Annotated in this window: 6 protein-coding genes; 3 read left to right on the forward strand and 3 right to left on the reverse strand. The window is 74.8% G+C overall.

Going from position 1 to position 13,533, the window contains the following annotated elements; all coding sequences use genetic code 11:
* The 3 genes from IEY96_RS32240 to IEY96_RS32250 all read right to left on the reverse strand — a co-directional run.
* Positions 1–1,806 (reverse strand): ABC transporter ATP-binding protein (locus tag IEY96_RS32240; protein ID WP_189198577.1); only part of this gene is annotated, 1,806 nt, incomplete at its 3' end.
* Positions 1,807–1,862: 56 nt separating this feature from the next.
* The gene (locus IEY96_RS32245) at positions 1,863–2,663 is read right to left on the reverse strand and encodes an alpha/beta fold hydrolase (RefSeq protein WP_189198572.1); all 801 of its coding nucleotides are present in this window, start codon (positions 2,661–2,663) and stop codon (positions 1,863–1,865) included.
* Positions 2,664–2,673: 10 nt separating this feature from the next.
* A complete protein-coding gene (locus IEY96_RS32250) occupies positions 2,674–4,263 on the reverse strand; it encodes an MBL fold metallo-hydrolase (RefSeq protein ID WP_189198573.1) in 1,590 nt (529 codons plus the stop codon).
* A 489-nt stretch (positions 4,264–4,752) separates the two neighbouring features.
* Here IEY96_RS32250 and IEY96_RS32255 point away from each other — a divergent pair, with 489 nt between their 5' ends.
* The 3 genes from IEY96_RS32255 to IEY96_RS32265 all read left to right on the forward strand — a co-directional run.
* Positions 4,753–5,025 (forward strand): acyl carrier protein, encoded by a 273-nt coding sequence (locus tag IEY96_RS32255; RefSeq protein WP_189198574.1) that lies wholly within the window; start codon positions 4,753–4,755, stop codon positions 5,023–5,025.
* Between the two features lie 16 nt (positions 5,026–5,041).
* Positions 5,042–11,437: a non-ribosomal peptide synthetase gene (locus IEY96_RS32260; RefSeq protein WP_189198575.1), complete on the forward strand. Its 6,396-nt coding sequence runs from the start codon at positions 5,042–5,044 to the stop codon at positions 11,435–11,437.
* Positions 11,438–11,442: 5 nt separating this feature from the next.
* On the forward strand, positions 11,443–13,533 hold a 2,091-nt coding region (locus IEY96_RS32265; RefSeq protein WP_229792020.1), incomplete at its 3' end, for a condensation domain-containing protein.

A 13,533-nucleotide genomic window follows, 5' to 3' on the forward strand; every position in this document is an offset into this window, starting at 1 on the left:
CGTGCCGCGCTCCTGGATCCGGCCGCCGTCGATGACCAGGATCTGGTCGGCGTCCAGGATGGTGGAGAGGCGGTGCGCGATGACCAGCGAGGTGCGCCCCGCCAGCGCGGTCTTCAGCGCCCGCTGGATGGCCGCCTCGGACTCGGAGTCCAGGTGGGCGGTCGCCTCGTCGAGGACCACGATGGGCGGGGACTTCAGCAGCAGCCGGGCCACCGCGAGGCGCTGCTTCTCGCCGCCGGAGAGCCGGTAGCCGCGGTCGCCGACCACGGTGTCCAGCCCGTCGGGCAGCTCCGAGATGGGCTCCCAGATCCTGGCCGCCTCGCACGCCTCGACCAGCTCCCGCTCGGTGGCGTCCGGGCGGGCGTAGAGCAGGTTGGCGCGGATGGTGTCGTGGAACAGGTGCGCGTCCTGGGTGACCACGCCGACCGTGTCGCCGAGCGAGCGCAGGGTCAGCTCGCGGACGTCGTGCCCGCCGATCCGCACCGTGCCCGCGCTGGGGTCGTAGAGCCGGGGCACCAGGTGGGTGATGGTGGTCTTGCCGGCGCCGGACGGCCCGACCAGCGCGGTCAGCGCGCCCGCCGGCGCCACGAAGCTCACGTCGGTGAGGATCTGGGTGGCGCCGCCCTTCTCGCGGCCCGGCAGCGAGATGGTCTCCAGCGAGGCCAGGGAGACCTCGTCGGCCGCGGGGTAGCGGAACGTCACCTGGTCGAACTCCACGTCCGGGGCGGTGCCGGCGGAGGTGGCCGGCAGGTCCCGGGCGCCGGGGCGCTCGGCGATGAGCGGCTTGAGGTCGAGCACCTCGAAGACCCGGTCGAAGCTGACCAGGGCGGTCATCACGTCGACCTGGATGTTGGTGAGCTGGTTGATCGGGCCGTACAGCTGGAGCAGCAGGGCCACCATGGCGACCAGGGTGCCGACCCCGAGGCGGCCGTCGATCACCAGGCTGCCGCCGAAGCCGTACACCAGCGCGGTGGTGACCGTGGCGAGCAGGGTGGCCAGGATGAACAGGATCCGGCCGTGCACCGCCATCGAGATGGCGATGTCGCGGACCCGCGCGGCCTTCCCGGAGAAGGTCTTCTCCTCCTCGGCGGGGCGGCCGTAGAGCTTGACCAGCATGGCGCCGGAGACGTTGAACCGCTCGGCCATCATCGAGCCCAGCTCGGCGTCGATCTGCATGCCGCCGCGGGCCAGCCGCTCCAGCCGCCCGGCGACCAGCTTGCCGGGGAGGAAGAAGATCGGGATCAGCACCAGCGCCGCCACGGTGAGTGGCCAGGACAGCCAGAACATGGTGACCAGCACCAGGACCAGCGTCAGCACCGTGGAGACCGTCTGAGACAGCAGCGAGGTGACCGCCTGCTCGGCGCCGACCACGTCGGTGTTGAGCCGGCTGACCAGCGACCCGGTCTGGGTACGGGTGAAGAACGCCAGCGGCTGCCGCTGCACGTGCGCGAAGACCTTGGTGCGCAGGTCGTAGATGAGCCCCTGCCCGACCCGCCCGGAGAACCAGGTCTGCGCGTAGATCGCCACGACGTTCACCAGCGCCAGGCCGGCGACCAGCGCGGCCAGCCCGACCACCACCGACTTCCGCCCCGGGATGATGCCGTTGTCGATGATCATCTTGAGCAGCAGCGGGCTCGCCACCGTGATGACCGACTCGACGATCGTGGTCAGCAGCACCACCAGCAGCGACCAGCGGTAGCGCAGGGCGTACGGCAGGATCCGGCGTACGGTGCCGGGTTTGATCTTCTGCGGTTCAACCAGATTCTCGACGCGGAGGCCGAGCACGCCCAAGCCTGGGCCGTCCATCGTGGCCACGGAACCTTCTTCGTGGTCGCGCCGTCGCCGGGGTGGCCGGCGGACGGCTAGTGGGTGTCGAAAAATTCGATGAGCGCCCTGTTGAGCGCCTCCGGGCGCTCCAGGTATCCGAGGTGCCCGCAGTCGGGGATCTCGACCAGGTCGCAGTCGGGGATCGCCTCGGCCACCTCGGCGCACAGGTGCGGCGGCGTGATCAGGTCGTCGGCGAAGGCGACCACCCGGCACGGGGCGGTGACCCCGCGCAGCGCCGCGAGGCGGTCGCCGGTCAGGTCGGCCCACGCCTGGCCGCTGGAGGTGAGGCCGGCCCCGGACAGCTCGAAGAGGTCCAGCCAGCCGGCCACCGCGGTGTCGTCGTTCAGGGTGGCCGGCGAGAACATGGTGAACACCTTGTGCGCCGCCTCGTACGCGGCGGGCAGCCGCAGCCCCGACTCGATCAGCGCGAGATCGGCCTCGTGCTGGGCCCGCCGGGCCGCGTCCAGCCGGCCCCGGGTGGCCACCAGCACCGCGCACCGCACCAGCTCGGGATGGTCGATGGCCAGCTCCTGGGCGATCATCGCGCCCAGCGAGGTGCCGACGATCCGGCACGGGGCCAGGTCCAGCGCCTCGATCAGGCCCCGGGTGTCGGCCACCAGGTCGGCCAGCGAGTACTTGCCGGCGGGCGCGTCCGACGGCGGGATGCCCCGGTTGTCGAAGACGACCGTGGCGTAGCCGGCCCGGTGCAGGGCGGGGGTCTGGTGCATGGTCCAGGCCCGCCCGGCCGAGTCCGAGCCCATGATCATGAGAACCGGCTCGCCCGCGCCGGAGCGCTGGTAGGCGAGCCGGATCCCGTTGCTGGTCAGGAAGTCCATGGTGGGGACGTCACCAGCGCCATTCGCGCTTGTTGAACAGGTGCTCGCCGGTCAGGCCCCGGTCCGCGCACCAGCCGAGGAACTCCTCGATCTGCTTGAGCTGGTAGGTGTCCTCGGTGTACGTGGTGGCCATGACGTGGCCCTGCCAGCTCTCCTCGCCCATCGCGTAGATGTAGCCCTCGTCCGCGCCGAGCTCGGTCATGATCTGGCCCGCCTGGGCGGCGTTCGAGCCGGACAGCTTGCGCGAGTCGCTCATCTTCTTGCTGACCGGCTTGGTGAGCAGGCCCTTGTAGAGCCAGGTCAGCGGCGCGCCGTCGCATTCCATGCCGAGGAAGGCGATGTCCGCCCTGCCGAGGTGGCCCCGCACGTAGCGGTAGAGCGTCGGGTCGATGCCGGAGGAGTCGGCGCCTACGAAGATCGACTTGCCGGCCAGCCGGAGCCAGTAGGTCGACTTGCCGCGGATGTCCAGGTCGGCGTGCTCGCCGAGGAACGGCGTGGCGGTCACCGTGCCGCCGGGGAAGGCCACCTCGTCGAAGTCGTCCACCTCGATCACCGGCAGGCCCAGGTGCTTGAGGTAGAGCCCCATCGACGGGTCCGGCAGGTTGCCCCGGGAGGTGCGCGGCACCACCACGGCGCCGATCCGGCCGCGCAGCTGGAGCAGCGTCTCCAGCACGATGTGGTCCTGGTGGCCGTGGGTGATCAGCACCAGGTCGATGTGGTCCGGCAGGTCGTCCAGGGTGAACCGGTCGCCGTGCCGGTTGTCGGTGCTGATGAACGGGTCGGTCACGATGGCCGCCTGTTCGGTCTGGAACACCAGGCAGGCGTGGCCGTAGTAGCGGATCCGGCCGCCGCCGTCGATGTGCCGGTCGGGGGAGAGGCTGGGCCGGTCGGTGAGCAGCCGGTCCAGCGCGCCCGCCTGGCCGTCGTCCAGCTCCAGCGCCTCGCGCAGCCGGTCCAGGGTGGTCGGGCGGATCCGGGCGGCGACCAGCTCCGCCAGGCCCGGGTGCCGGAACGGCAGCGGCAGGTCGAGCACGCCGGGCTTCGGCAGCCGCGGGGTGCTGAGGATGAACGGCCGCTCCACGCCGTCGTCCAGCGAGAGCTGCACCGACTGGCGGCCCTCGTCGTACGCCGGGCTGTGGTAGAGCAGCGCCTCCAGGAAGTGCAGCGACGCCTGGTTGCTGGTGTCGTACGCCATCTCCACCAGGCCCTTCAGCGCGGCCGGCAGCTTCGGGTAGAGCGGCGTGAGGTCGAACCCGGTGGCCTCCTGGCGGATCATGTCCTCGGCCTCGGCGACGCCGGCCGCGAAGGCCAGCATCTCCGCCCGGTCCTCCTTGATCGACTTGACCAGGTCGGCCACCTCGCCGGCGCGCTCGGCCTCGATGCCGACGAAGTAGCCGCCGCGCATCGCCGGGTTGGTGCTCGCCGCGACGTGCACCGACGGGTTCTGCAGGTACGACTCGAGCAGCGGCAGGTGCAGGAACGCCAGGTTCATCGACGCCTGCACGGGCGCGACCGTGTGCAGCCACGCGTAGAACCGGTCGACCAGTGGTTCGAGGATCACGTTCGAGCGGAGATATCTCGGCTCGGCGGCATCGCCCATGTCGTCTCTCCATCCTGGGTGTCGTACGCCGGAGCGCGACCGGCGGAAGAGGTAGGCCGCAGCACGCCGAGCGGACGGCGCGTCACAGGGACACGGCACTGCGCTGCCAGCGACGCCGGTCGGTGGACCCGGCGCGGGCGCGGTTCACTATGGCACCGTGCCGGGAGGCGGTACAGCCTGTGCGCGGACACCCCGACGGGGTGTGCGACCGGCGCGCGGGCGGGTGTGCAACCGGCGCGATGTCGCAGTTGAACAGGGCCGTGCGCGGGTGTTCCGGGCTTGTTGATCGTCCGCTCGGGGCTACGCCATAGTGGACCGCTGTGGAGCCCGTGCATCCACGACCGTACATGCACCGGCCATCCACGCGGCGGCGTCCCGCCGCCGGCCCGGCGGGGTGGTGGCGCCGCCCGAGACCCGCTTGACGTCGCCGTCGAGCCGTACCGCTTCCCACTGACGCACCCGGCGGCTGCCGGGTCGAGGAGGTACCCCATGTCCGAGACCGACCTGGCGGCCTACCGGCTGACGCCCGACCTCGTCCGGTCCTGGCTGGTCGAGCGGGTCGCCGACTACCTGCGCTGCCCCGCGGAGGAGATCGACGCGGACGCGTCGCTGACCGAGTACGGGCTGGACTCGGTCTACGCCTTCGCGCTCTGCGGGGACATCGAGGAGACCTTCGGGCTGACGGTCGAGCCCACCCTGCTCTGGGAGGCGGACTCGCTGGCCGCCGTCGCGGCTGAACTCGTGGCGCTGGCCGGGAAGTGAGGCGGAGGTGACCGTGGTGTCGGGACAGGAGCCCCGCGAGCTGACCGCCGCCCAGCTCGGCGTCTGGTACGCCCAGCAGCTGGCGCCGGAGAGCCCGGTGTTCAACGTGGGCGAGTATCACGAGCTGCACGGCGACGTCGACGTCGACCTGCTGGTCCGGGCGCTGCGCGGGGCGCTGGCCGAGGCGGACGCCCTGCGGCTGCGCTTCCGCGCCGACGGCGGCACGCCCCGGCAGCACGTCGCCGACCCGGTGCCGTACCCGGTCCACGTCGCCGACCTCAGCACCGAGGCCGACCCGCGGGCCGCCGCCGAGCGGTGGATGGCCGACGACCTGGACCGCCCGGCGGACCTGCGCGACGGCCCGCTCTGCGCGTACGCGGTGTTCCGGCTCGCCCCCGACCGGGTGCTGTGGTACCAGCGCGCCCACCACCTCCTCCTCGACGGCGGCAGCCTGGCCGCCATCGCCGCCCGGGTCGCCGAGCGGTACACCGCGCTGGTCGCCGGCACGGCCGACGGCACCCCGCTGCCGCCGCTGTCCGTGCTGCTCGACGCCGACCGCGCGTACCGGGAGTCGCCGGAGCTGGACCGGGACCGGCGGTACTGGCGCGACGCCCTGGCCGAGCTGCCGGAGAGCGTGACCACCGGCGGGGAGCACCTGCGCCGGCTGCCCCCGCGCCCGCTGCGGCACCGGCACGACCTCACCCCGGACACCGCGGCCGGCCTGCGCGCCGCCGCCCGCCGGCTGCGTACCGGCTTCGCCACCCTGGCCGTGGCCGCCGCCGCGCTGCTCCAGGCGCGCACCACGGGGGAGCGGGACGTGGTGGTCGGCGTGCCGGTCGCCGGCCGCACCACCCGCCGCGAGCTGGGTGTGCCCGGGATGACCTCGAACGTGCTGCCGATCCGGCTGCGGGTCCGGCCGGCGGCCACCGTCGCCGAGCTGCTCAGGGAGACCGGCGAGGCGGTCCGCGCCGGCCTGCGCCACCAGCGCTACCAGCACGGCGAGATCCTCGGCGACCTCGGCCTGGTCGGCCGCGGCTCGCTGCGCGGCCTCACCGTCAACGTGCTGACCCTGGACCGGCCGCTGCGCTTCGGCGACACCGTGGCCACCCGTACCGGCCTGGCCGGCGGCCCGGCCCACGACGTCACGGTCGACCTGTACGAGCGGGCGTCCGACGGGACGATGCAGACGCTGGTCGAGCTGAACCCGGAGCTGCACGAGCCGGACGCCGGCCCGGTGCTCTCGCGCCGGTTCCGTACCGCCCTGGAGCTGCTCGCCGCCGCCGCGCCGACCGACCGGGTCGGCCGGCTCGACCTGCTCGACGCCGACGAGCGGCGGCGGGTGCTGGTGGAGTGGAACGACACGGCCGCCGACCTGGGCGGCCAGAGCGTGCCCGCCCGGTTCGCCGCGCGGGTCGCGGCCCACCCGGACGCGGTCGCGCTGGTCGGCGGCGACCGGCGGCTCACCTACCGGGAGCTGGACGCGCGGGCCAACCAGCTGGCCCGGCTGCTGCGCGAGCGCGGCGCCGGGCCGGAGCGGGTGGTCGCGCTCTGCCTGCCCCGCGGCCCCGAACTGGTCACGGCGATCCTGGCCACCTGGAAGGCCGGCGCCGCCTGGCTGCCCGTCGACCCGGACCTGCCGGCCGAGCGGGCCGGCCACCTGCTGCGGGACAGCGGCGCCGTGGTCCGGGTCGGCGCGGGACCGCAGCCGGCCGCCGAGGGCCCGGCCGCCACCGTGGACGTCCACGACCCGGCCCTGTCCGCCCTGCCCACCACCGCCCTCGGGATCGAGCCGCTGCCCGCGCAGATGGCGTACGTGATCTACACGTCGGGGTCGACCGGGCTGCCGAAGGGCGTGGCCGTCACCCACGCGGGGCTGGCGAACTACCTCGGCTGGGCGGCGGGCGCGTACGCCACCGGCGGCGGGGCGCCGCTGCACTCGTCGCTGGCCTTCGACCTGACGGTGACCAGCGTGCTGCTGCCGCTGGTCTCCGGCTCCGCCGTCGTGGTCAGCGAGGAGGGTGGAGCGACCGGGCTGGCCTCGCTGATCCGGGCCGAACCGGGCTTCGGTCTGGTGAAGGTGGTGCCGGGTCACCTGCCGTTGCTGGCCGAGCTGCTGCGGCCGGAGGAGGCCGCCGGCTCCTGCCGGACGCTGGTGGTCGGCGGGGAGGCCCTCGCGGGCGCGGACGTCCGGGCCTGGCTGGCGCGGTCGCCGGGCTCGGTGGTGGTGAACGAGTACGGCCCGACCGAGACGGTGGTCGGCTGCTGCGTGTTCCAGGTCGCCGCCGGAGACGCGGTGGCGGACGTGGTGCCGATCGGCCGACCCGTCGCGAACACCCGGCTGTTCGTGTTGGATGAGGCGTTGCAGCCGGTCCCGCCGGGCGCGGTCGGCGAGCTGTACATCGCCGGCGCGCAGGTCGCCCGCGGCTACGCGAACCGCCCCGGGCTGACGGCGTCCCGCTTCGTGGCCTGCCCGTTCGCGGCCGGGGAGCGGATGTACCGCACCGGTGACCTGGCCCGCTGGACGCCGGACGGGCAGCTCGTCTTCCTGGGCCGCACCGACGACCAGGTGAAGATCCGCGGCTACCGCGTCGAGCTGGACGAGGTGCAGGTGGCCGTCGCCGCCCACCCGGAGGTCGCCCAGGCTGCCGTCGTGGCCCGCGCCGACGCCGCCGGTGAGCGGCAGCTCGTCGGCTACGTCGTACCGGCCCACCGGGACGCCGACCCGCGCGCGCTGGCCGACACGGTCCGCGCCGACCTCGCCGGCCGGCTGCCGCACTGGATGGTGCCGGTCGCCCTGGTGGTGCTGGACGCCCTGCCCCTGGCCCCCAGCGGCAAGGTCGACCGCCGGGCCCTGCCCGCCCCCGACCTCACGGCCACCGCCGGCCGCGCCCCCGCCGACCTCCGCGAGGAGGCGCTCTGCCAGGTGTACGCCGAGGTGCTCGGCCTGCCCCGGGTCGGGCCGGACGACGACTTCTTCGCCCTCGGCGGGAACTCCCTGCTCGCCGTCACGCTGCTGGAGCGGCTGCGCGCCCGCGGCCTGTCCGTGTCGATGCGCACGCTGTTCCGTACCGCCACCCCGGCGCGGCTCGCCGCCGAGGCGGGGCCGGAACCGGTGCCCGTGCCGCCGAACCGGATCCCGGCCGGCGCCACCGCGCTCACCCCGCGCATGCTGCCCCTGGTCGACCTGGACGAGGCCGCGCTCGCCCGGCTGGTCGCCGCCGTGCCCGGCGGGGCCGGCAACGTCGCCGACGTCTACCCGCTCGCCCCGTTCCAGGAGGGGCTCCTCCTGCACCACCTCACCCGCGGCGAGCACGAGGTGGACGTCTACCTCTCCTCGGCAGTGCTCCGCTTCGACTCCCGGTCCGCGCTCGACGGCTTCCTCGACGCGTTCCAGCGGGTGGTCGACCGGCACGACATCTACCGCACGGCCATCGTCTGGGAGGGGCTGCCCGAGCCCGTCCAGGTGGTGCTCCGTGCCGCCCCGATCCCGGTCGAGGAGACCGTCCTCGACCCGGCCGGCGGCGACCCCGCCGACCAGCTCATGGCCGCCGGCCTGCCCCGGCTCCCGCTCGACCGGGCCCCGCTGATGCGGTTCCGGGTCGCCCCCGAGCCGGGCACCGACCGGTGGCTGGCGTTGTGGCAGGTGCACCACCTGGTGCGCGACCGCACCACCACCGAGGTGCTCTTCGCCGAGCTGCGCGCGTTCCAGGCCGGACGCGGCGACGAGCTGCCGGCGCCGCTGCCGTTCCGGGACTTCGTGGCGCGGCTGCGCGCCGGCACCAGCCGGGCCGAGCAGGAGCGGCACTTCGCCGCGCTGCTCGGCGACCTCACCGAGACCACCGCCCCGTACGGGCTGGTCGACGTGCACGGCGACGGCAGTGGCATCACCCGCGCGCACACCGTCATCGACGGCCCGGCCGCCACCCGGGTCCGCGAGGTGGCCCGCGCCCGGAACCTCAGCCCGGCCACCGTCCTGCACCTCGCCTGGGCGCGGGTGCTCGGCGCCGTCTCCGGCCGGGACGACGTGGTCTTCGGCACCGTCCTGTTCGGCCGGATGCAGGCCGGCGCCGGCGCCGACCGCATCTCCGGGCCGTTCCTCAACACCCTGCCGGTGCGGGTCCGCCTGCGCGGCACCGTCACCGACGCGCTCACCGCGCTGCGCGACCAGCTCGCCGAGCTGCTGGTCCACGAGCACGCCCCGCTCGCCGTCGCCCAACAGGCCAGCGGGGTACGCGGCGGCAGCCCCCTGGTCACCTCGGTCTTCAACTACCGGCACGGCGCCACCGTGCAGGAGGCCGACGTCGACCTGCCCGGCGTCGAGCTGCTCACCGCCGAGGAGCGCACCCACTTCCCGCTCAACGTCTCCGTCGGCGACCTCGACCACGGCTTCGCGGTCACCGTCGACGCGGTCCCCCCGGCCGAGCCGGCCCGGATCGCCGCCCTGCTGGAGACCGCCCTGGACGGCCTGGTCACCGCGCTGGCCGACGCGCCGGACACGCCGCTGCCGGCCGTACCGGTGCTCGACGCCGAGGAACGCCGGCGGGTGCTTGTCGAGTGGAACGACACCGCCGCCGACCTGGGCGCCGAGACCGTGCCCGCCCGGTTCGCCGCGCGCGTGGCCGCCGATCCGGACGCGGTCGCCGTGGTCTCCGGCGCCGAGCGGGTCAGCTACCGGGAGCTGGACGAGCGGGCCAACCGGCTGGCCCACCACCTGCGATCCACCGGCGTCGGCCCGGAGTCGATGGTCGGCATCTGCCTGTCCCGCGGCACCGCCGCCCTGGTGTCGATCCTGGCCGCCTGGAAGGCCGGCGCCGGCTACCTGCCGATCGACCCCGACTACCCGGCCGAGCGGGTCGGGTTCATGCTCACCGACAGCGGCGCCGCCGTGCTGCTCGGCACCACCGACGTGCTCGACGAGCTGCCGGTCGGCCCGGTCCCCACCGTGGACCTGGACGACCCCATGGTGGCCGCCACCCTCGCCCTGTGCCCGCCCACCGCGCCGCAGGTCCCGCTGCTGCCCGCCCAGGTGGCGTACGTGATCTACACGTCCGGGTCGACCGGGCTGCCGAAGGGCGTGGCCGTCACCCACGCGGGGCTGGCGAACTACATCGCCTGGGCGGCGGGCGCCTACGGGACGGCCGGCGGCGGCGGGGCGCCGCTGCACTCCTCGCTGGCCTTCGACCTGACCGTGACGAGCGTGCTGCTGCCGCTGGTCTCCGGGTCGGCCGTGGTGGTGAGCGAGGACGGCGGGGCGCCGGGGCTCGCGTCGCTGATCCGGGACTCCGCCGGCTTCGGGCTGGTCAAGGCGGTGCCCGGTCACCTGCCGATGCTCGCGGAGCTGCTGACGGCGGACCAGGCCGCGCGGTCCTGCCGGGTGCTGGTGGTCGGCGGGGAGGCGCTGCCCGGCGCAGATGTCCGCGCCTGGCTGGCGCGGTCGCCGGGCTCGGTGGTGGTGAACGAGTACGGCCCGACGGAGACGGTGGTCGGCTGCTGCGTGTTCCAGGTCGCCGCCGGCGATCCGGTGGCGGACGTGGTGCCGATCGGCCGCCCCATCGCGAACACCCAGCTCTACGTCCTGGACGACGGGCTGCGTCCCGTGCCGCCGGGCGTGGCGGGGGAGCTGTACATCGCCGGGGCGCAGGTGGCCCGCGGCTACGCGAACCGCCCCGGGCTGACCGCGAGCCGCTTCGTGGCCTGCCCGTTCGCGGCCGGGGAGCGGATGTACCGCACCGGTGACCTGGCCCGCTGGACGCCGGACGGTCAGCTCGTCTTCCTGGGCCGCACCGACGACCAGGTGAAGATCCGTGGCTACCGCGTCGAACCCGACGAGGTGGCCCAAGTCCTCACCGGCTGCCGGGGCGTCTCCCGTGCCGCCGTGATCGCCCGCGAGGACGTCCCCGGCGACCGGCGGCTCGTCGCGTACGTGGTGCCCGACGACCCGGAGGCCGACCGCGACCGCCTCGCCGCCGCCGTCGCGGCGCACGCCGCCGCCCGGCTCCCCGACCATCTCCGGCCCGCCGCCGTCGTGCTGCTCGACACGCTGCCGCTCACCTTCAACGGCAAGGTCGACCGGGCCGCCCTGCCCGCCCCCGACCACGCCACCGGTGGCGGCGCCGACCGCGGCCCGGCCAACGCCCGCGAGGCCGCCCTCTGCGGCGCCTTCGCCGAGGTGCTCGCCGTGCCCACGGTCGGCGTCGACGACGACTTCTTCTCCCTCGGCGGCCACTCGCTGCTCGCCACCCGGCTGGTCAGCCGGGTCCGCGCCCTGCTCGGCGAGGAGCTGCCCATCGAGGAGCTCTTCGCCACCCCCACCCCGGCCGAACTGGCCGCCTGGCTGGCCGCGAACGCCGACCGCGCCGCCGACACCCGACCCGCACTGCGCCCGATGCGCCACAGGGAGGCGTCCTCGTGATTCCCATGTCGTACGCCCAGCGGCGGCTCTGGTTCCAGTGGCGGGTCGAGGGGCCGAGCGGCACCTACAACAGCCCGACCATCGTGCGGCTGGCCGGCCGGCTCGACCCGGCCGCGCTGGCCGCCGCGCTGCGCGACGTCATCGGACGGCACGAGGCGCTGCGGACCGTCTTCCCGGCGACCGGCGGCGAGCCGGCCCAGCGGGTCATCGACCCGGACGAGCTGGCCTGGGCGCTGACCCGGGTCCGGGTGGCGCCCGCCGACGACGCGCCACCGGTGCCGCTGGTCGCCTTCGCCGAGCTGCCCTGGGACCGGCCGACGCCCGAACTGCCCGCCGTCGTCCCCGCCGCCGACCTGCCCGGCGCCGAGATCACCGCCGCGGAACTGCCCGCCGCCGTCGCCCGGGTCGCCGCGTACGCGTTCGACCTGGCCACCGAGATCCCGATCCGGGCGTGGCTGTTCACGGTCCGCCCCGACGAGCACGTCCTCGTCGTGGTGGTGCACCACATCGCCACCGACGGCTGGTCCGGCGAGCCGTTTGCCCGCGACCTCGCCGCCGCGTACACGGCCCGCAGCCGGGGGCGGGCGCCGGAGTGGACGCCGCTGCCCGTGCAGTACGCCGACTACGCCCTCTGGCAGCGGGACCTGCTCGGCGCCGGCGACGACCCGGACAGCCGGCTGTCCACCCAGCTCGCCTGGTGGCGGGAGGCACTGGCCGGCGCTCCCGAGGAACTGCCGCTGCCCACCGATCGGCCCCGCCCGGTCGAGCCCTCGTACCGCGGCCACAGCCGGGGGCTGAGCCTCCCCGCCGACGTGCACCGGCGGCTGGCCGCGCTGGCCCGGCGACGCCGGGCCACCCTGCCGATGCTCTACCAGGCCGCCATGGCCGTCACGCTGTCCCGGCTCGGCGCCGGCACCGACCTGCCGATCGGCACCCCCGTCGCCGGCCGCGCCGACGAGGCCCTCAACGACCTGGTCGGCTTCTTCGTCAACACGCTGGTCGTCCGGGCCGACCTCACCGGCGACCCGACCTTCGCCGAGGTCCTCGACCGGGTACGCGGCGCCGCCGTGCGCGCCCTCGCCCACCAGGACGTGCCGTTCGACCGGCTCGTCGAGGAGTTCGCCCCGGCCCGGGTGCTCGGCCGGCATCCGCTCTTCCAGGTGGTCGTCGCCCCGCTCGACGCCGGCGCCACCCTCGACCTCGACGGGGTACGCGCCGACGCGCTCACCATCGGCCGCCCGACCGCCCGGTTCGACCTGGAGGCCACGCTCGGCGAGACGTACGACGGGCGGGGCCGGGCGGCCGGCATCCGGGGCGTGGTCACGGCCGCCGCCGACCTCTTCGACCCGGCGACCGTCGCCCGGCTCACCGCCTGCCTCGGTCGGGTGCTCATCGCGATGGCCGCCGACCCGGACGCCCGGATCTCCGCCGCCGACCTGCTCGACCCGGCCGAGCGGGAGCAGGTGCTGGTCGGCTGGAACGACACGGCGACGCCGGTGGCGGACGTGTCGGTGGTGGAGGCGTTCGCGGCGCGGGTGGCGGCTGATCCGGACGGGATCGCCGTGGTGTCCGGTGAGGTGTCGCTGTCCTACGCGGAGTTGGATGCCCGGGCCGAGCGGTTGGCCGGTCGCCTCGTGGCGGCGGGCGTCGGCCCGGAGTCGCCGGTGGCGGTGGTGCTGGAACGCTCCGCCGAGCTGTTGGTGGCGTTGCTGGCGGTGCTGAAGGCCGGTGGTGCTTATCTGCCGCTGGACACCGCGTGGCCCCTTGCGCGGATGCGGGCGGTCGCGGCCGATGCGGGCGCGCGGGTGGTGCTGGTGCACGAGGCGACGGCGGGGCACGAGTTCGTGACCGGCGCCGACGGGCTGACGCTGCTGCACTTCGACGAGTCGGAGCCGGTTGTGGCCCCCGGCCACGCGCCCGACCTACCCACGGTCTCGCCGTCATCGGTGGCCTACCTGATGTACACGTCGGGCTCGACGGGCGTGCCGAAGGGCGTCGTGACGACGCACCGGGATGTGGTGCGCTTGGCGCAGGATCGGTGCTGGGGTGTCACGCCTCGGGTGTTGTTCCATGCGCCGCACGCGTTCGACGCGTCG

The organism is Micromonospora fulviviridis (genome assembly GCF_014648395.1).
GTDB classification, from domain to species: Bacteria; Actinomycetota; Actinomycetes; order Mycobacteriales; family Micromonosporaceae; genus Micromonospora; species Micromonospora fulviviridis.